The sequence below is a fragment of the Glaciecola sp. MF2-115 genome, from assembly GCF_047250385.1.
Lineage (GTDB): Bacteria > Pseudomonadota > Gammaproteobacteria > Enterobacterales > Alteromonadaceae > Glaciecola.
In genome coordinates, this window is sequence record NZ_JBLBVM010000046.1 from 110640 (window position 1) to 130883 (window position 20244).

At 41.7% G+C, this 20244-nt stretch carries 15 protein-coding genes, 1 tRNA gene and 1 pseudogene; 16 read left to right on the plus strand and 1 reads right to left on the minus strand.

Features of this window, described 5'->3' with window-relative positions; all coding sequences use genetic code 11:
* Window positions 1–97 precede the first annotated feature (97 nt).
* A complete protein-coding gene (locus ACKLNX_RS07000; protein WP_412971784.1) occupies window positions 98–1729 on the plus strand; it encodes an NAD(P)/FAD-dependent oxidoreductase in 1632 nt (543 codons plus the stop codon).
* 133 nt (window positions 1730–1862) lie between these two features.
* Here ACKLNX_RS07000 and ACKLNX_RS07005 read toward each other — a convergent pair whose 3' ends face one another.
* Entirely contained in the window at window positions 1863–3932 is a 2070-nt protein-coding gene (locus ACKLNX_RS07005) for a M13 family metallopeptidase (RefSeq protein WP_412971785.1), read from the minus strand.
* A 139-nt stretch (window positions 3933–4071) separates the two neighbouring features.
* On the opposite strand from ACKLNX_RS07005, the gene ACKLNX_RS07010 reads away from it, so the two are divergent.
* The 15 genes and pseudogenes from ACKLNX_RS07010 (at window position 4072) to rpoB (ending at window position 20199) form a co-directional block, all read left to right on the plus strand.
* Window positions 4072–4485: an MAPEG family protein gene (locus ACKLNX_RS07010; RefSeq protein WP_411694554.1), complete on the plus strand. Its 414-nt coding sequence runs from the start codon at window positions 4072–4074 to the stop codon at window positions 4483–4485.
* Between the two features lie 129 nt (window positions 4486–4614).
* The gene (locus ACKLNX_RS07015; protein ID WP_412971786.1) at window positions 4615–6456 is read left to right on the plus strand and encodes an ABC transporter ATP-binding protein; all 1842 of its coding nucleotides are present in this window, start codon (window positions 4615–4617) and stop codon (window positions 6454–6456) included.
* A gap of 410 nt (window positions 6457–6866) precedes the next feature.
* Entirely contained in the window at window positions 6867–7622 is a 756-nt protein-coding gene (locus tag ACKLNX_RS07020; RefSeq protein WP_412971787.1) for a PEP-CTERM sorting domain-containing protein, read from the plus strand.
* 250 nt (window positions 7623–7872) lie between these two features.
* The gene (locus ACKLNX_RS07025) at window positions 7873–8208 is read left to right on the plus strand and encodes a hypothetical protein (protein WP_412971788.1); all 336 of its coding nucleotides are present in this window, start codon (window positions 7873–7875) and stop codon (window positions 8206–8208) included.
* Window positions 8209–8230: 22 nt separating this feature from the next.
* Window positions 8231–8497 (plus strand): annotated as a pseudogene (locus ACKLNX_RS07030) (ABC transporter ATP-binding protein); the annotation flags it as partial.
* A gap of 101 nt (window positions 8498–8598) precedes the next feature.
* Window positions 8599–9438, plus strand: coding sequence for a substrate-binding periplasmic protein (locus ACKLNX_RS07035; protein WP_411694556.1), 840 nt, complete (start codon window positions 8599–8601; stop codon window positions 9436–9438).
* Window positions 9439–9752: 314 nt separating this feature from the next.
* A complete protein-coding gene (locus tag ACKLNX_RS07040; RefSeq protein WP_412971789.1) occupies window positions 9753–11894 on the plus strand; it encodes a response regulator in 2142 nt (713 codons plus the stop codon).
* Window positions 11895–12168: 274 nt separating this feature from the next.
* A tRNA-Trp gene (locus ACKLNX_RS07045) sits at window positions 12169–12245 on the plus strand.
* Between the two features lie 80 nt (window positions 12246–12325).
* Entirely contained in the window at window positions 12326–12703 is a 378-nt protein-coding gene (gene secE, locus ACKLNX_RS07050) for a preprotein translocase subunit SecE (protein WP_411694558.1), read from the plus strand.
* Window positions 12704–12705: 2 nt separating this feature from the next.
* Window positions 12706–13242, plus strand: coding sequence for a transcription termination/antitermination protein NusG (gene nusG, locus ACKLNX_RS07055; RefSeq protein ID WP_412971790.1), 537 nt, complete (start codon window positions 12706–12708; stop codon window positions 13240–13242).
* A gap of 240 nt (window positions 13243–13482) precedes the next feature.
* Window positions 13483–13911, plus strand: a complete 429-nt coding sequence (gene rplK, locus ACKLNX_RS07060; RefSeq protein WP_411694560.1) for a 50S ribosomal protein L11 — start codon at window positions 13483–13485, stop codon at window positions 13909–13911.
* A gap of 4 nt (window positions 13912–13915) precedes the next feature.
* Entirely contained in the window at window positions 13916–14617 is a 702-nt protein-coding gene (rplA, locus tag ACKLNX_RS07065; protein WP_412971791.1) for a 50S ribosomal protein L1, read from the plus strand.
* Between the two features lie 321 nt (window positions 14618–14938).
* A complete protein-coding gene (gene rplJ, locus ACKLNX_RS07070; protein ID WP_411694562.1) occupies window positions 14939–15457 on the plus strand; it encodes a 50S ribosomal protein L10 in 519 nt (172 codons plus the stop codon).
* 53 nt (window positions 15458–15510) lie between these two features.
* Window positions 15511–15882, plus strand: a complete 372-nt coding sequence (rplL, locus tag ACKLNX_RS07075; RefSeq protein ID WP_412971792.1) for a 50S ribosomal protein L7/L12 — start codon at window positions 15511–15513, stop codon at window positions 15880–15882.
* Between the two features lie 276 nt (window positions 15883–16158).
* Window positions 16159–20199, plus strand: a complete 4041-nt coding sequence (rpoB, locus tag ACKLNX_RS07080; protein WP_412971793.1) for a DNA-directed RNA polymerase subunit beta — start codon at window positions 16159–16161, stop codon at window positions 20197–20199.
* The last annotated feature ends 45 nt before the right edge of the window (window positions 20200–20244 follow it).

The window sequence follows — 20244 nt, forward strand, 5'->3', positions numbered from 1 at the left end:
AAGCTACAGAATCAGGGCTATCTAAAAAAACGCATCTGCTTTAAAATGGCGAGCCCTGACAGAGAGGCTGTCCGGCGTTTTATAGAGTAAGTGAATTATGTTGCGTTTAACCGATATTAAACTCCCCCTTGATCATGACGAGCAAGCGCTCGAATTGGCTATTTTAGGCAAACTTAAAATAAGCAAAGATCAGCTAATATCTTTCAATCTTTTCAAACGCGGTTATGACGCGCGAAACAACAAAAATATTCAACTTATCTATACATTGGACGTCGAAGTTAAACAGCAAGATCAACTATTGCAGCAATTTAACAAAGACTCACATGTGCGTTTAACGCCAGATATGACTTACAAATTTGTTGCCGAAGCACCTGCTAATATGAAACATAGACCTGTTGTAGTTGGACTTGGTCCTTGCGGTTTGTTCGCTGCACTGATTCTCGCTCAAATGGGCTTCAAGCCAATTATTTTAGAGCGCGGAAAAGAAGTGCGAGAGAGAACCAAGGACACCTTTGGATTCTGGCGTAAAAAGGCTTTAAACCCCGAATCTAATGTGCAATTTGGAGAGGGCGGAGCAGGGACTTTTTCCGACGGAAAGCTATACAGCCAAGTTAAAGACCGCAAGCATTATGGCCGCAAAGTTCTCAACGAATTTGTTGCAGCCGGTGCTCCAGAAGAAATCATGTATGTTAGCAAACCCCATATTGGTACCTTCAAGCTGGTCAATATGGTGGAGAAAATGCGTGAAAAGATTATTTCTTTAGGCGGCGAATTCCGTTTTAGCACAAGAGTTGAAAAGCTAGATTTAGATAGCGTTGGAGAAAATTACAAAATTAAAGGACTTCACTTATCTGGCGGTGAGTATTTAGAGTGCGATAAGGTTGTGTTAGCCATAGGCCATAGCGCGAGAGACACATTTACCTCTTTGTTCGAACAAGGCGTTTATATTGAAGCCAAGCCTTTTTCAGTCGGTTTTCGAATTGAGCACGAGCAAAGTATGATTGATAAGCGTCGCTTTGGTGATAACGCAGGCAACCCAATTTTAGGTGCTGCGGATTATAAACTGGTTCATCACTGTAAAAATGGCCGCACGGTTTATAGTTTTTGTATGTGCCCAGGAGGAACAGTTGTCGCCGCAGCATCAGAGCCGGGTAAGGTTGTTACCAATGGCATGAGCCAATATTCGCGACATGAACGTAATGCAAATAGTGCGATTGTGGTTGGGATTACGCCTGAAGAAGACTTCCCAGGTCATCCTCTGGCTGGCATTGAGTTGCAGCGAAGCTTGGAAGAGCTAGCTTTTCATGTTGGTGGGGAAAACTATCATGCTCCAGCTCAGCTAATCGGTGACTTTTTAGCAGGCAAGTCGAGCGATGAAGTAGGTGAAGTGAAACCTTCCTATACGCCGGGCATTACCTTAACCGATTTAAGCAAAGTCGTTCCTGACTTCGTAAGCAACGCTATTCGTGAAGCGATCCCAGCTTTCGATCGCCAAATAAAAGGCTTCGCTAAAAATGATGGTTTGTTAACCGGCGTCGAAACGCGCACATCTTCACCTATTTGTATAAAGCGTGACGAAGATTACCAAAGTATCAACGTGCAAGGTTTATATCCCGCAGGAGAAGGTGCGGGTTATGCTGGTGGTATATGGTCGGCAGGCATTGATGGTATTCGAGTGGCGGAGGCTGTTGCATTGTCTATTGTTGATGACATCGCTAAAGCAGGGTAGTTTGCCTCTAAGTAGTAAATTGTGTTGTAGATAAGTTTATTGAGATATGAAAAAGCCACGTATATAAACGTGGCTTTTCCATTTTGGGGCCTAGGGAGCACCAATGCTTACAAATTAATGTAAGCAGTATTGATTACCAAATTTTTACGCGCTCTTCGTCAGGAAGATATAACTCATCCGTCGGTTTAACGTCAAACGCAGTGTAAAACTCTGGTACATTTCGAACCGAACCATTTGCACGATATTGTGCTGGCGAGTGAGTGTTAGTATTGATCTGGCTTTTCATTGCCTCGTCACGATATTTGCCAGCCCAGACTTGTCCGAAGCCGATAAATACGCGTTGCTCACCTGTAAAACCATCCAGAACTGGAGCCTCAGCGCCATTCAATGACATTTCATAAGCTTTTAACGCAATACTGATACCGCCAAGGTCTCCGATATTTTCACCAAGGGTGAATTCACCGTTTACAAAGACACCTTCCAAGGGTTCAAAGGCATTGTATTGTTCAACAAGCTTGCTGGTTCTATCCTTAAACTCTTTACGATCAGCTTCTGTCCACCAGTTTCGAAGCATGCCGTCACCGTCAAAAGTGCTACCTGAGTCATCGAAACCGTGCCCAATTTCATGTCCGATTACCGCGCCAATACCGCCATAGTTAACCGCGTCTTCAGCATTTAAGTCGAAGAAAGGGGGCTGTAATATTGCAGCAGGAAACACAATTTCGTTAGCTGTTGGATTGTAATAAGCATTAACTGTTTGAGGTGTCATTCCCCATTCAGTTTTATCGACAGGTTTACCTTGTTTAGCAAGCTCCTCTGCATAAGTAACATCAGCAGCATTCCTCAAATTGCCGAATAAATCGCTATCGGACACTTGCAGTGCAGAGTAGTCTTTCCATTTATCAGGATAACCAATTTTTACAGTAAATTTCGACAACTTATCAAGTGCTTGCAAACGCGTTTCATCGGTCATCCAATCAAGTTCTTTAATACTCACTTCATAAGCGGAAAGCAGATTATCTACCATCACCTGCATGCGCTGTTTAGCTTCAGGTGGAAAATGTTGTTTTACGTATACTTTGCCAATGACCTCGCCAAGTGTACTGTTCAATAGACCAGTTGCTCGACGCCACATAGGGCGCTGTTCTTCTACACCGTATAAAACAGTGCTATAAAAATCGAAATTCGCTTTATCCATTTCCATATTCAATGAGCCAGCAGATGAATTAATCAGGCCCCATTGTAAAAACGTTTTCCAGTCATCTATCGATGTTTCGGCGATAACTTTATCAATACCTGCAAGAAAGTCATTTTGCATTACGATCATGCTTTCTGGCATGTCAAAGCCTGTGGCTTTAACAAAACTGTCCCAGTTAAAATTAGGCATCAAGGCCTTTAACTCGTCCATGCTTAATCTGCTGTAGTTTTCAGCCCAGTTTCTTGCTTGCTCTTTTTTCATGTGATGCTGGGCAATTTTAGTTTCCAAGGCTAGCAAGGTGGCAGCGTGCTTTTTGCCATTATCAATGCCCGCTATACCGAACATTCTCTCGATATGTGCTTGGTAAGCTGCAAGGATCTTTTTGCTATCCTCATCATCTTTAAAATAGTAGTCACGATCGGGCAAGCCGATACCGTCCTGCCAAGTATACAAGGCATACTCATTTGGTGATTTAAAATCCGCATAGTGGAAGAAGCTGACAGGCGTTCCGTAACCATACTTAGTTGCATAGGCAAAATATTCGATTAAGTCGTCATAAGTGCTGATGCCGGCTATTTTTTCTAACTCGGGTTTAAGAGGCGTTACACCCAGCTCGTTGCGCTTGTCGACATTCATGTAGGAGCTGTACATGTCACCTACTTTTTGTTCGTCAGAACCAACAGGAAAGTCACCTTGTGATGCGGTATCAATAATCGCTTTAACGTTTTCTTGAGCTTCGTCGGCCAGTATAGCAAAGCTACCGTAGGTCGCTTTATCTGCTGGAATTTCTATCTTTTTCAACCAAGTACCGTTTACATAGTTGAAGAAATCATCACCCGGCTTTACGCTCAAGTCCATGTTTTCAGTGATAATACCTGACTTCATGGCACGTTGTTGTTGTGCTGCAACTTGGCTTGTTTCATTACTCGTTTCTTGAGCCGGAGTACATGCGCCAACTGCTATAGCGACGCTGAGGGCAAGCAGTGCCTTTTTAAGATGTTTCATTTATTCGTCCTGTTATTCGGATTTTTTGATGAACAACACCTTATAGCCATCGCAAAAAGAATCAACTAGAAACAGTAAATTGAAATAACTTGTAACATTAAACTGACTGATGGATAGTTAAACAAAAAGGAGAAAATGAATGAACGCTTCAATAATTGTATTAGTTGCCTACATCACTTGGATATTGGTTTTGTTGCTTGGATTAGCTTCATATCGCAGTTATATGTCATTAACTGGGAAATTCCGAGGACTGAAGTTCAAAGCCGATGGTTCCGATGTACCTGCATTTGGGAATCGATTAACCCGAGCACAAGCCAACTGTGTTGAAAGCTTTAGCTTTATTGGTGGTGTGTTACTCGTGGCGATTGCAACCGATTCAACTGCGATCACCAACGGACTGGCGTATATTTTAATGGGAGCAAGGTTGGGGCAATCCATTGTCCATTTGATATCAACATCAACTTTGGCCATTCAAATACGTTTTGCTTTCTTCCTTATTCAGTTCGGTATCGTAGCTTTTTGGCTTGTAAAACTGTTCGCTAAATTTCTTTAATAAGCGCTCAGACTTGTTACAATGCTGCCTTTAGAATGGCGGCATTGTCTTACTTCGTTTTCAATCCAAGCAATTTTTTCAGCGCCCGCAATATTAACCATAATATAACCTTTAATATAAAGAGAGAGCATGTTTTCATTCTTTGAAAATCTTACTAAACCATTTCCGGATACTGTACCTGCGCAACCACCTAAAAGCTTTATCGCGTTTTGTCGTTACTACTCTACCGGTATGTGGCCCGTGCTTTTTGCTGTGTCCATTATTAGTGCCTTGGTGGCAGTTTTAGAGGTTTCATTATTCGGGTATATGGGTCAATTAGTGGACTGGTTTGCCAGCCGTGATAAAACCACATTCATAGAAGAAGAAATGAATAGCCTTATCTGGATGGGCTTGGTCGTTATGATATTCCTGCCGGTGCTCGTTATATTGCAGTCGGCACTTACTCATCAATCGCTCTTGGGTAATTTTCCTATGCGCATCCGATGGCAGGCTCATCGATATCTATTAGGGCAAAGCTTGTCATTTTATCAAGATGAATTTGCTGGTCGAGTTGCTACAAAAGTAATGCAAACTGCTTTGTCGGTGCGTGAAACCGTGATGAAGATAATGAATCTCGCGGTGTATATTTGCGTGTATTTCATCAGTATTATTGTACTGGTATTTTCTACTGACTGGCGTTTAAGTGTGCCACTGTTGGTTTGGTTGGTGGTATACGTTGTTATTCTTCGTGTATTGCTTCCAAAGCTAAAACAGATATCGCAAAAACAAGCCGATGCTCGTTCAATCATGACTGGGCGCATCATCGATAGTTACACTAATATAATGACGGTTAAGTTGTTCTCGCATAACAAACGCGAAGAAGATTATGCGCGTGAGGGAATGGACGGTTTTTTACAAACGGTTTACCCACAGATGCGCTTGGTAACGGTGCTACAAGCTTGCGTTTGGCTAAGTAATTCCTTACTTGTTTTCTCAATATCTGCTTTAGCTATTTACTTATGGGTTAACGGTGTGGTTTCGCCTGGTGATATTGCTATTGCTGTCAGTTTAAGTTTGCGTCTAAATGGCATGTCACAGTGGATAATGTGGGAAGTGTCAGCCTTATTTGAAAATATTGGCACGGTGCAGGACGGTATCAATACTTTGGCTATGCGTGCGACCATTGAAGATAAAAAAGATGCCCCACGGCTTAAGATGCAAGGCGGTGCTGTCGAGTTTAAAGATGTTAATTTTGCTTACTTAGCTAAGAATAATAATGAAATTAATGTCTTTGATAAACTAAATATCAACATCAAAGCCGGTGAGAAAGTTGGCCTTGTAGGGCGCTCTGGCGCAGGTAAATCTACCTTAGTTAATTTACTTCTGCGCTTTTACGACATTCAGAGCGGCAAGATCGTGATCGATGGACAGGACATCACAGATGTTGCTCAAGAGAGTTTACGCAGTCATATCAGCATGGTGACACAAGACACTTCATTGATGCATCGTAGTGTGCGTGACAACATCATTTATGGTCGAACTGACGCGACTGACGACGACATGATTAACGCAGCGAAACAAGCTGAAGCCCATGAGTTTATTTTGTCATTAAGCGATGCAAAAGGGCGCACTGGATACGATGCCCATGTAGGTGAACGAGGCGTGAAGTTGTCGGGCGGACAAAGGCAGCGTATCGCGATTGCAAGAGTGATGCTGAAAGACGCGCCAATCCTGATTCTTGATGAAGCGACCTCTGCATTAGACTCAGAAGTTGAAGCTGCGATACAGCAGTGCTTGAACACAATCATGGAGAAAAAGACGGTACTAGCAATTGCACATAGATTATCTACGATTGCACAAATGGATCGTTTATTAGTGTTGGATAAAGGAATGGTGGTTGAATCAGGAAGTCATCAGGAGTTGCTCGCACAAAACGGTATTTACGCTAAATTGTGGGCGCATCAAACTGGCGGTTTTATTGGCGTAGACTAAGTAAGCAGAAGTCGCATGTACTACAACTTCATCCCGTCATCCCGTCATCCCGTCGAAGGACGGGACCTCCCAATCAATCTATAGTAAAATAATTTCCCTCCACTCAACATAAACCAATATAAACAGTTAGTTGCCTAGAACTAAAATTAAAATAAACAAGTACTGCTAAAGAGATCTGGGAGTTGATTTGCTCCCCCTGAATACCAACTCTTTTATGTAAAAAATTTCTCAAAAAAAACAGCTAATTTGTCAGTTTTTTTTACAGTAATACTTATTTAATCCGACAACTTGCTTAAAAAGTTATAATATTCAATGCTTTACGGTTTGGCGTAATACCTGCATAAAACTCCAATGATTGTCAAATTCAACAACTAAAAACATAATTAATTGAGTTTTATAAGGAAATATATATGAAGTACAAGTTATCGAGGGTTTTATCGACTTTTGTGTTGATTACTGGCTGTGCAAACGTTGGTGCAGCTGAAATTTTTTGGACCGATTGGCTTGGTTCAGACACAGATCCTTCAACAGGGTTTGAAAGTAGCGGTACGATTACAACGAATACTAGTGTTATTAACGTGACCTATACAAATGCCAACGGGATCTCTTTCTATCAATCTTCAGGAGGAACGGATTACTGGCAAAATGCACGCTCGGGCAGAAACGCTGCTAATTCTCCATACACTAGTGCAGAGGTGGATAATATACCTACAGGTACTGATATTATCGCTCTTAGATACGCCGGTAATCAAACTCTAGTGTTTTCTGAAGCAATCGCTAATCCCGTTTTTTCTTACGTAAGCCTGAACGGTAACGGTTATGCCTTTGATCAAGATTTTGATATTTTGAGCGTAGGCGGTGTGGATGGAAATAGTTCTGGCTATTGGGGGTCAGGTACTTCATTTAAAGAAACAGTCGATGTTGGCAACGGTGTGTTGGAATATCGATTACTCGGAACCGGCGAACCTCATGGAACGCTTCAATTCAAAGGAGCGTTTGATACCGTTACTTGGAGAAGCCTAAGCAATGAAAACTGGAATGGTTTCACTGTAGGTGTTGTAGGCACTGCAGCGGAAGTTTTTCCTAACGATATTCCTGCTCCTGGCGTTTTGTTGTTAATGGGCTTGGGCTTTGCGGGTGTTCGATTGGCTAGAAAAACAAAGTAAACCATACTACCAATAGTAATAAGAAGGCTTGTTGTCAAATGACAACAAACCTTTTTTATTGACCAGTCAGTTATAAACTCTTCACTGACAGATTTCTGTTCCCTTCACCTATCTAATACGTCCTTTTTTGGGATTGAAGTCGAGGTTTCTTGGAGAAGCCAGTACGCTTAGTGCGTATATTATTGCTTTTGATTATGTAGAGCAGTAAAAAGTTAGCCCTCACATATTCCTTACAATCGCAAATGAGCCCTTGAAATACAAGGTAACAGCGACCTTACTTGATAGTGTGGAAGATACTAAGTCAGACATGACTTTACGAGCGGAAATTACTTATCAGAGATATGACAAGCAGTTAACCATTCCGATTCAGTCAATTGTTTACAATAGTGGACTTAATGAAGAGAAAGGAATTATTTTTATTGTTGATAATGGCGTCGTCACGCAACAAGAAGTTTCTTTAGGGGAAGCAAATTACGAACTACAGGTTATTAGCGAAGGCCTCAAAGAGGGAGACGTTTTTGTATCTGGACCTTATCAGACACTAAAGCTGCTATATGACGGCGCTAAGGTTCAACAAAATGGCTGAGCTCATGGTAAGTAATTCAGCGCTGATTGTGATCGATGGACAGGACATCACAGATGTTGCTCAAGAGAGTTTGCGCAGTCATATTAGCATGGTGACACAAGACACATCATTGATGCATCGTAGCGTGCGCGACAATATCATTTATGGTCGAACTGACGCGACTGACGAGGATATGATTAACGCGGCGAAACAAGCTGAAGCCCATGAGTTTATTTTGTCATTAAGCTATGCAAAAGGGCGCACTGGATACGATGCCCATGTAGGTGAACGAGGCGTGAAGTTGTCTGGCTTGGCTATGTCCAGCTAGCCCCTACCTGAAGCCTACAAACTGACAAATTAGCTAAATCCATATTCTATCTTATACTTTAAGAAAAGTTTAAGGAATGACATATGAAAATTAGCTACTTGCTTATCATCTTTTTACTGGCTGCTTGCAGTCCTCAACCTGAACAAGCTGAGGACGAGCAAAACAATACGAAAAATAACCTACCTGCTGCGAAAGAAGTTGCAGTTTCCGAACCCATAATTAATAACTGTACTCTGCGTTTGGGGTTTGATGCTTGGGAACCTTACCAATATGCTGATGTAGGCGGGCGTGTCGCTGGATTGGATATTGAACTAGTCACTTTGGTTGCTAACCGAATGGGTTGCGAAATCAACTATGAACAAGGTACTTGGATTGATTTACTCGGATCACTCAAAGATGGAGATATTGATGTTCTGTTGGGAGCGTCAAAAACCCCAGCAAGAGAGGAATTCGCGTTTTTCAGTGACCCCTATCGAATGGAAGAGTTTGCTTTGTATATACGAAATGGCGAGCAAGAAGAATTTGATTACGATACGCTCACTGAATTTGTAAAAAATGGTGGAAAAGTCGGTGTAGTTGCTGAATATCTTTATGGTGACGAGGTCGCAAGCCTTGTTGACGACCCAGATACTTCAAAAATGTTTGTCAATGCCATTATGGGAGAACTCAACGTTGCGCGTTTAATGGATGGTGATATTGATGGCTTTTTAGAAGATAGTTTTGTCGGCGCTTCATTGTTACGACGCAAAGCTTTATCAGATTACATTATCGCCCAAGGTATCTCGATAGAAACCGGTAATGCCTATGTTATGTTTAGCCAAAAAAGTATTACACCCGAGCAATTGGCAGCCTTTAACGCAGAGCTAAAACGGGTAAAAGCGAGCCCGGTTTATGAAGACTTAATAAAGAAATATTCTTATTAGTTAAGCTTGTTATGAGAGCTTAGTCTGGATGTAGCGATTCTATTGCCTTGCTACAGCTCTCGATATTCTTTACCGCATCCTCATATAAACTTTTTTTGGGGAAACTTTTGTAGTCCTGTACTTTATGCAATTGTTTATCTCAATTACAAACAAGGTGCAAACAAGCGTTTCCAAACTAGTCACTCACTTAATACGTCAGTGTTTGTTGCTCTCGATTTTTTGGTGTAGCCTTACCTAAAAGCATACCCTGAATGAGTGCTAACAAACCGATGTTTCGACTTTTGTATACTCATATAAGAGGAAAGTGAATTTTCGTGTCTATTAAACTTCGATATATAACTGCATTGCTTCTCATAGCAATCGTCGTCTCTGCATCATCTTTATCGATGCGCTATACACTTAAGGTTCAGGACAACGATGCACAAGTAATTAACATCGCCGGCCAGCAGCGTATGTTGTCTCAGCGAATTGCACTATTTGTTCAAAGGATATCGAAGTGCAATGCATCGCAATCAGAGTTCACTGAGCATTTAATTGAGAACATAGACAAATTCGAAAGTAATCACCAGTTTTTGACGGCATTACCTACTCTTTCAGGCACCCTAAATTCGATGTATTTTGGGCCGAAAAACGTTGATGCAGAGAGCAGATCTTTTATTAATGTTGCTCGTTTGTTTGCAAATGCACCGTCGTGCAACAATGTTCCAGTTGAATTCTCTACAATACAAACAGAGGCAATACTGAAACTCTTAGATGAGATAGTTCAAGAGTTTGAAATTGACGCGAAAAATAAAGTGTCGTTTGTCAAAAATCTGGAATTAGGCCTATGGATGCTCACGCTTATACTCCTGATGTTGGAAGCTTTTTTGATTTTTAGGCCGATGGAGCAGAAAATCACCTCAACGATCGTCAGTCTCGATGATGCATTATTAAGAGCTAAAGAAGAGGAGAATAAGGCCTTAGAGGCGAGTAAGGCAAAATCTGAATTTTTAGCTAGTATGAGTCATGAGCTCAGGACTCCCATGAATGGTTTATTTGGTATGATTGAGCTGGCCATTGATAACCCAAGCAAAAGCAACGCTTACTTAAAAAAAGCGAAAAATGCAGGCAGTCAATTATTAGTTTTAATCAATGATGTTTTGGATTTATCAAAAATTGAGGCGGGTAAATTAAAGATTGAAAACATATCCTTTGATTTGTACCAACTCATCGATGACGTATGTTCCTTGCATTCGATTTATTGCAGGCAGAAAGGGCTAGAATTTGTTTATAGGAAGGATACAGATCTTGCATACACAGTCATTGGCGATCGATTGCGTATTAGCCAAGTTCTTCATAATTTAATTAGTAATGCTATTAAGTTTACGGAAAAAGGCCAAATTTCGCTGCATGTGAGCATGAGAGTAAAGAATCAGCAAGCTCACCTTTCGTTTGATATTAAAGATACTGGAGTCGGTATTCGTAAAGAAGATCAACAAACTATTTTTAATAAATTTGAACAAGCAGATCAAACGACGACTCGCCTTTATGGTGGAACAGGTTTAGGCCTAAGTATTTCTAAAAAGTTAGCTGATTTGATGAATGGAGCATTGTTTGTCGAGTCAGACGTTGGAGTCGGCAGTACCTTTACTTTTAGTGTCCCCATTCGGATAGACAAGCGAAGCTTAGTTGTGCAGTCAAATGTCATGCTCAACTGCGCCATCGTCGATGATCTGCAAACGAGTCGCGAATACTTTGAGCATTTAGTCAAACTTCAAGGATTAAAGGCGAAGGCTTATGAATCCGCACATGACTTTTTATCGGACAAGCCTGAGCAGTTCGATTTAGTGATCATGGATCTCTCAATCCCAAATATGGATGGTGTTGAAACGATCGAAGCAATGTTAGATGCAAATCTTAAACACATGCCATATATACTATTAGTGTCAGCAGTCTTAGAGCACCTTGAATGCTCTGATGAAGTTAGAAATGCCATTTGGCGCACACATGCTAAACCGATAGACCGCCACGCTGTCGAAAGGGATTTAGTTGAGCTTCAAAACCTCGTTGAGCAAAACTCGTTAAATAACAACAAAAATTCCAATCAATCAAAACACATCTTAGTAGTTGAAGACAACGAGATTAATGCTGAGGTTGTTAAGTCAATGCTTGAAAACGAGGGTTATGAGGTATCGTTGGTTTTCAATGGAGAAAAAGCGATTAGTGCTTGTTTAGTACAAGACTTCGATCTTATTTTAATGGATCTGCAAATGCCTGTCCTTGATGGCTTATCAGCTACACGACAGCTTCGTAATCAATATAAACTTAAAACGCCGATTGTAGCATTAACTGCAAATGCTTTTGCAGAAGATAGAGCAGCGTGCTTGGAAGCCGGTATGAACGACTTTATTTCAAAGCCAATTGATAAAATGAAACTGTTATCGACGGTAGAGCACTTAACTTCGATGCCTGTTTGATTCAGCTTAAAATCACTTCACAAAGTAGCCTGATTCGATATCAATTAGCTTGTCGTTGTGGTTTATATTTCGAGCAAAAGCTGAATCTTTCTATAAACAATTCGCAAATCAAGCGCAGTAATTTCATACATTGTGTAACTAAGCTGTGTAAGGTACTTGTATAACTTGCTTGCATGAGTATAATACGCCTCCCTCCCTTATGACGCTGATGACTTCCTTCCAAGAACACAACATCACAAGGGAAATGTAACTGTAAAATGTATCGTACGGATTTAGGGGTGTAGTTCCAATTGGTAGAACAGCGGTCTCCAAAACCGATGGCTGGGGGTTCGAGTCCCTCCACCCCTGCCACTTTTTAGTGGCTTGGTCCGGCGTAAAGAATTAATTAATAGCTCGCCATATTTTGGTGAAGCTAGCTTAGGGTAACACTGATGAGTGATAAGGCAGAAAACGCGTCTAACCCGTTAGACTTAGTGAAATGGATTATAGTAATCGCCCTTTTAGGTGGTTTAGTTTACGCATATAGTGCATACGAAGAAATTTCGGTTCTATACAGAGCGCTTGCTGCTGTTGGGATCGTTGTTGTGTCGTTAGGCATTGCTGCTACAACGCAAAAAGGAAGCGATTTCTTTATTTTCGCAAAAGATGCGCGTACTGAAGTTCGCAAGGTCATTTGGCCAAGTCGCAGCGAAGCAAATCGCATGACTCTTATCATTCTTTTAGCTACAGCGGTTGTTGGTATAATGTTGTATTTTATTGATATGATATTAGTCTGGGTAATTGGCTTAATCACTAACATCGGAGTGTAATCATGTCTGACAAGAAATGGTATGTAGTTCAAGCATTCTCACAGTATGAAGGTCGTGTTAAAAAGACATTACTAGAATACATTAAGATGCATGGCATGGAAGACTACTTCGGTGAAATCCTAGTACCGACTGAAGAAGTGGTTGAGATGCGCGCTGGTCAAAAACGCAAATCTGAGCGTAAGTTCTTCCCAGGCTATGTACTAGTTGAAATGGAAATGAACGAAGACTCATGGCATTTAGTGAAAAGCATTCCTCGCGTTTTAGGTTTCATTGGTGGTACTTCTGATCGACCAATGCCAATCACGCAAAGAGAAGCTGATGCAATTCTTAATCGCCTAGAAGAAGGTGTCGATAAACCTAAGCCGAAGACATTGTTCGAACCGGGCGAAGTTGTTCGTGTTACCGACGGTCCTTTCGCAGACTTCAACGGTGTTGTCGAAGAAGTCGATTACGAAAAGAGCCGCTTAAAAGTTTCAGTACTAATCTTCGGTCGTTCAACGCCGGTAGAGTTAGAATTTGGACAAGTGGAAAAAGGCTAAGCCTACATCACTTTTCAAAAAACGTAAGATTCAAAAATCCGGCCTGCAAGCTGGATTTTTTTATACATGATTGGGCGGTTTTGGGTATTTCGGCTAAATTGAAATAAACTTGAATTAAGGCTTGTTTTTAATGCAGTAAAAGCCTATACTTTGCGCCCTTTTTTATGCATCGGGAAGCCGTTTGAGAAGATATTCTCTGTATCTTCAAGGCGTTATACCCACTAATAGAGAGTAAATATAATGGCGAAGAAAGTCACTGGCTTAATTAAGCTACAAGTTGCGGCAGGTGCTGCAAACCCTAGTCCTCCAGTTGGTCCTGCACTAGGTCAACATGGTGTAAATATCATGGAATTCTGTAAAGCATTTAATGCAAAAACAGAATCTCTTGAAAAAGGCGCTCCAGTACCAGTAGAAATTACTGTATATGAAGATCGCTCTTTTACATTCGTAACAAAAACTCCTCCAGCAGCTTTCCTATTGTTGAAAGCAGCGGGCCTTAAGAAAGGTTCTGGCCGTCCTAACACTGAGAAAGTAGGTAAAGTTACCCGCGCTCAGCTTGAAGAGATTGCAAAAACAAAAGAACCAGATCTTACAGCGGCTAGTTTAGACGCTGCGGTAAACACCATCGCGGGTTCTGCTCGTAGCATGGGCTTGGTAGTAGAGGGTTAATCGAATGGCTAAATTATCTAAAAGAATGCGCAACATCGCTGAGAAAGTTGACGCAAGTAAAGAATACGAAATTAATGAAGCGGTAGCGTTACTTAAGGAACTTGCAACAGTTAAGTTCGCTGAGAGCGTTGACGTAGCAATTAACTTGGGTATCGATGCACGTAAATCTGACCAAAACGTTCGTGGTGCAACTGTACTACCTAACGGTACTGGTAAAGAAGTTCGCGTAGCTGTATTTACTCAAGGTGCAAACGCTGAAGCTGCTAAAGAAGCTGGTGCTGACATCGTTGGTATGGAAGACCTTGCTGAATTAGTGAAGAAAGGCGAAATGAATTTCGACGTAGTAGTTGCTAGCCCAGACGCAATGCGTGTTGTTGGTACACTAGGTCAAATCCTTGGTCCACGTGGTCTTATGCCTAACCCTAAAACGGGTACGGTTACTCCAGACGTTGCTACAGCGGTTAAGAACGCTAAAGCGGGTCAGGTTAGATACCGTAACGATAAGAACGGTATTATCCACGCTAGCATTGGTAAAATTGCTTTTGAAGCAAACCAAATTCAAGAGAACCTTGAAGCATTGCTAGAAGCATTGAAGAAAGCGAAGCCTTCTTCAGCTAAGGGTACATATATAGCAAAAGTTAGTTTAAGCACAACTATGGGCGCTGGTGTAGTACTTGACCAGAGTTCATTGAGTCAAAGAGCTTAATTAACTTCTCTCTGAAAGGTTGTGGGTTGGAGTTGTTTACGCCAAAAGCGTAAGTCAACTCCCGTCCAAGACCGCAGGCGCTGGGCAGTGAAAGAGGTAAGAGAACTTTCACACACTTCGAAAGAAGCGAATGCCATAGCTTAATACTACCTGCGCAGACGGTGGTTTCAACTCAGACTCTCTGGGAATGAACACCGTAGAGCGGTACGAGATATGCTTCAGATGTTTTCATCCAGTATATCGAGTATCAATCTGTAAACACTGAAGAAAGTGAAGGCCGAAAGGCTCTAGCTCAATTCAGATTTTAAGAAGGTGAACTCAGTGGCATTAGGCTTAGCAGCAAAAAAAGAGATCGTAGCTGAAATTGAAGAAGTTGCTTCTCGCGCTCTATCCGTTGCCGTCGCTGAATACCGTGGGATGGAAGTTCATGAACTTACTGACCTCCGCATACAAGCTCGTGAGCAAGGCGTATACCTTAAGGTTGTGCGTAATACTCTAGCTAAACGTGGATTGGCAGAAAGTAAATTTGCTGACATCGACAGTGCCTTAGTTGGTCCTCTAATTTATGGTTTTTCTATTGAAGCACCGGGCGGCGCAGCGCGCTTGTTCAAAGACTTCTCTAAAAAGAACGACAAGTTAGTAGTAACAGCATTGTCAATTGGTAGCGGTCTACTAGGTCCAGATAAGTTGGACGCAGTAGCTTCACTACCGACCCGCGACGAAGCACTTGCAAGATTACTTGCAACCTTCAAAGCACCTGCCGAGAAATTCGTTCGTACTATCAACGAAGTGCCTGGCAAGTTTGTGCGTGTATTGGCGGCGATCAAAGAAGAAAAATAATTTTCTTTTTTGGCATTATAAATTTTTAACATTAAACCCAGGAGTTTAGAGAAATGGCTCTAACCAAAGATGATATTTTAAACGCAATCGCAGAAATGCCAGTTATGGAATTGGTAGAACTGATCGAAGCGGCAGAAGAAAAATTCAACGTATCTGCAGCAGCAGCAGTAGCAGTAGCTGGTCCAGCTGCAGCAGCAGAAGCTGTTGAAGAGAAAACTGAATTTGACGTAGTTCTTACTTCATTCGGTGCTAACAAAGTTGCTGTTATCAAAGCAGTACGCGGCGCAACTGGTCTTGGCTTGAAAGAAGCTAAAGACGTAGTTGAATCTGCACCTAAAGCAATTAAAGAAGGCGTGTCGAAAGGCGAAGCTGAAGAATTGCAAAAAGCACTACAAGAAGCTGGTGCTGAAGTAGAAGTTAAGTAATTAGTATTTCTAATTACTGGCCTTAACAGGCTCAGGCAGGTGATTTTTAATCACCTGCCTTTTTGCGCTGTAGGATATGCAATATTTCACCCTTTGTTTGCTATCCAAATATGCGTTGGTGTTCAACCTTAAGTTTTTGTTTTCATTAAAAAGCTTTCTAGCTTTTAATAATGTATGCTTAGGTTAATGCCCTACTAAAAGGGTACTGGATGTTTGTTACACAAAAAAGCTGTGCGTGTAGCAGGTTGGGTCTAAAATCAGTCGGCTGAGGAACCCATGGTTTACTCTAATAGTGAAAAGAAACGTATCCGTAAGGATTTTGGCAAGCGCCCCCAGGTATTGGAAATTCCATACCTCCTTTCAATCCAACTGGACTCATTTAAGAAGTTCATTGACCAAGATCCTGATGGTCAATATGGCTTAGAAGCGGCATTCCGCTCTGTGTTTCCAATAAAAAGCTACAGCGGTAACAGTGAGTTACAGTATGTAGCATATCGCTTAGGCGAGCCCGTTTTTGACGTGAAAGAATGTCAAATTCGTGGTGTAACTTATTCAGCTCCTTTACGAGTCAAGCTGCGTCTTGTCTTGTTTGATAAAGAAGCAGCTCCGGGTACAGTTAAAGACATCAAAGAACAAGAAGTATATATGGGTGAAATCCCACTGATGACTGAAAACGGTACGTTTGTGATCAATGGTACTGAGCGTGTAATCGTGTCTCAGTTGCATCGTTCACCGGGTGTTTTCTTTGATCATGATAAGGGCAAAACTCACTCGTCTGGTAAAGTACTTTATAATGCGCGCGTTATTCCATACCGTGGTTCATGGTTGGATTTCGAGTTCGATCCGAAAGATAATTTATTTGTTCGAATCGACCGTCGTAGAAAATTACCAGCGACAATAATCCTTCGTGCCTTAGAAATGAGCACTGAAGAAATCCTCGATTTATTCTTCGACAAAACCATTGTTCGTATAGACAAAGATAAACTGATGATGGACGTTGTTCCTGATCGTTTACGTGGTGAAACTGCACAATTTGACATCATGGATGGCAAAGGTGAAGTGATCGTAGAAACAGGTCGAAGAGTATCTGCTCGCCATACTCGCGCGTTAGAGAAAGCAAAAGTTACTGAGTTGGAAGTTCCAGCTGAATACTTACTTGGCAAAATTTATGCTAAGACTTTCGTTAACGAAGAAACTGGTGAAGTGGTAGTTAACGCAAACGATGAAGTGACATTAGAAAACTTACTCGAATTGCGCGAACTTGGTGTAACTGAATTTGAAACTTTGTATATCAACGAGCTTGATCACGGTTCTTATATTTCAGATACAATTAAGATTGATGGAAGCACTAATAAATTAGAAGCGCTTGTAGAAATCTACCGCATGATGCGTCCTGGTGAGCCACCAACTAAAGACGCCGCAGAAACCTTGTTTGATAACTTATTCTTCTCTGAAGACAGATACGATTTATCTGCTGTAGGTAGAATGAAGTTTAACCGTCGCTTAGGCCGTGAAGAACTCACTGGTTCTGGCACACTTGCGAAAGAAGATATTGTTGCGGTAATGAAGCAACTTATCACTATTCGTGACGGTAAAGATGAAGTTGATGATATCGATCACTTAGGTAACCGTCGTATCCGTTCTGTTGGTGAAATGGCAGAAAACCAATTCCGTGTTGGTTTGGTACGAGTTGAACGTGCTGTTAAAGAACGTTTAAGCCTTGGCGATTTAGATGCCATCATGCCGCAAGATTTGATTAATGCTAAGCCTATTTCTGCTGCTGTAAAAGAGTTCTTTGGTTCAAGCCAATTGTCTCAGTTTATGGATCAGAACAACCCGCTATCAGAAGTAACGCACAAACGTCGTATTTCTGCATTAGGTCCGGGTGGTCTTACGCGTGAAAGAGCAGGCTTTGAAGTACGAGATGTACACCCGACTCACTATGGTCGTGTATGTCCAATCGAAACGCCAGAGGGACCAAACATTGGTTTGATTAACTCTCTAGCTAGCTTCGCAAGAACAAATGACTTCGGTTTCTTAGAAACCCCATATCGTCGCATTGTAGATGGTGTTGTTACTGATGACATCGATTACTTATCAGCGATTGAAGAAGGTCAATTTGCGATTGCACAAGCAAACGTACTTCTAGATGATAAAAATGCATTGGTTGAAGACTTGATCCCTTGTCGTCACCGTGGTGAAACCACACTAATGCAAAAAGATGACATAACCTACATGGATGTGTCACCACAACAAATCGTATCAATCGCAGCAAGTATTATCCCGTTCCTAGAACACGATGATGCAAACCGTGCATTGATGGGATCGAACATGCAACGTCAAGCTGTACCGACACTGAAGGCAGATAAGCCATTAGTTGGAACAGGTATGGAGAAGACGGTTGCTGTTGATTCTGGTGTAACAGTTGTGGCTAAACGTGGCGGAACTATCGACTATGTTGATGCGAGCCGTATCGTAGTTAAAGTTAATGAAGAAGAAATGACAGCCGGTGAAGCTGGTATTGATATCTACAACTTAACTAAGTACACACGTTCAAACCAAAATACATGTATTAACCAAAAACCAACTTGTAATGTAGGTGACCCTATAGTTACTGGTGACGTACTGGCCGACGGTCCGTCAACTGACTTAGGTGATTTGGCTCTAGGCCAAAACATGCGCATCGCATTCATGCCTTGGAATGGTTATAACTTCGAAGATTCAATTCTTATTTCTGAGCGTGTAGCAGAAGAAGATCGTTTCACAACTATTCACATTCAGGAACTTAGCTGTATCGCTCGTGATACTAAGTTAGGTCCAGAAGAAATCAGTTCTGATATTCCAAACGTAGGTGAATCTGCGTTAGGCAAGCTTGATGAATCAGGTGTTGTATATATCGGTGCTGAAGTGAAAGGTGGCGACATTCTAGTAGGTAAAGTAACACCTAAAGGTGAAACTCAACTTACGCCAGAAGAGAAACTTTTACGAGCAATCTTTGGTGAGAAAGCGTCTGACGTTAAAGATACTTCATTACGTGTGCCTAACAGCGTTCGTGGTACGGTTATTGATGTTCAGGTGTTTACACGCGATGGTGTTGAAAAAGACAAGCGCGCGTTAGAAATCGAAGATATGCAGTTGCGTCAAGTGAAGAAAGACCTAGGTGATGAATTTGGTATTCTAGCCGACGGTATCTTTGCTCGTACTCAGAACTTATTACTTAAGTCTGGTATTGACCAAGCTAAATTAGACAGCATGCCACGTGAAAAATGGTTCGACATCACACTGAAGAGTGAAGATGCGCAAGCTGAGCTTGATCAAAGTGCACAGCAACATGATGAAGTGAAGAATGACTTCGATAAGAAATTTGAAAACAAACGCCGTAAGATCACTCAAGGCGATGACTTAGCACCAGGTGTGTTAAAAATCGTTAAGGTTTATCTTGCAGTTAAACGTCATATTCAGCCAGGTGATAAAATGGCTGGTCGTCACGGTAACAAAGGTGTTATCTCAGCAATTCAACCTGTTGAAGATATGCCATACGATGGAAACGGTACGCCGGTAGACATCGTGTTAAACCCATTGGGTGTACCGTCACGTATGAACATCGGTCAGATTCTTGAAACTCACTTAGGTATGGCTGCCCATGGCTTAGGTGTGAAAATTGACCGCATGATCAAAGAGCAAGAAGAAATGGCTAAATTGCGTAGCTTCTTGAAAGAGATATATGACCTTGGTGAATCTCATCAAGAAGTTGATCTCGATACATTCTCTGATGACGAAATAACACGTTTGGCAAATAACTTACGTAAAGGTGTTCCAGTCGCTACTCCGGTATTCGACGGTGCACGTGAGTCAGAAATCAAAGAAATGCTGAAACTAGCAGACATTCCTGAAAGTGGCCAAATTACTTTGTTTGATGGTCGCACAGGTAGAGCTTTCGAGCGTCCTGTTACCGTAGGTTACATGTACATGCTGAAACTTAACCACTTGGTTGATGACAAGATGCATGCACGTTCTACTGGTTCTTACAGTTTGGTTACGCAACAACCACTTGGTGGTAAAGCACAATTCGGTGGTCAACGCTTCGGTGAGATGGAAGTGTGGGCACTAGAAGCATACGGTGCTGCGTATACCTTGCAAGAGATGCTAACTGTTAAGTCAGATGATGTTAACGGCCGTACTAAGATGTATAAGAACATCGTAGACGGTGACCATAGAATGGAGCCTGGCATGCCAGAATCGTTCAACGTATTGTTGAAAGAAATCCGTTCATTGGGTATCAACATCGAGCTTGAAGAACAGACAGCAAATCGATAGAGCTAAAACAGGTTGGCCCTGTTTTCACTGTGGTGAATTCAGGGT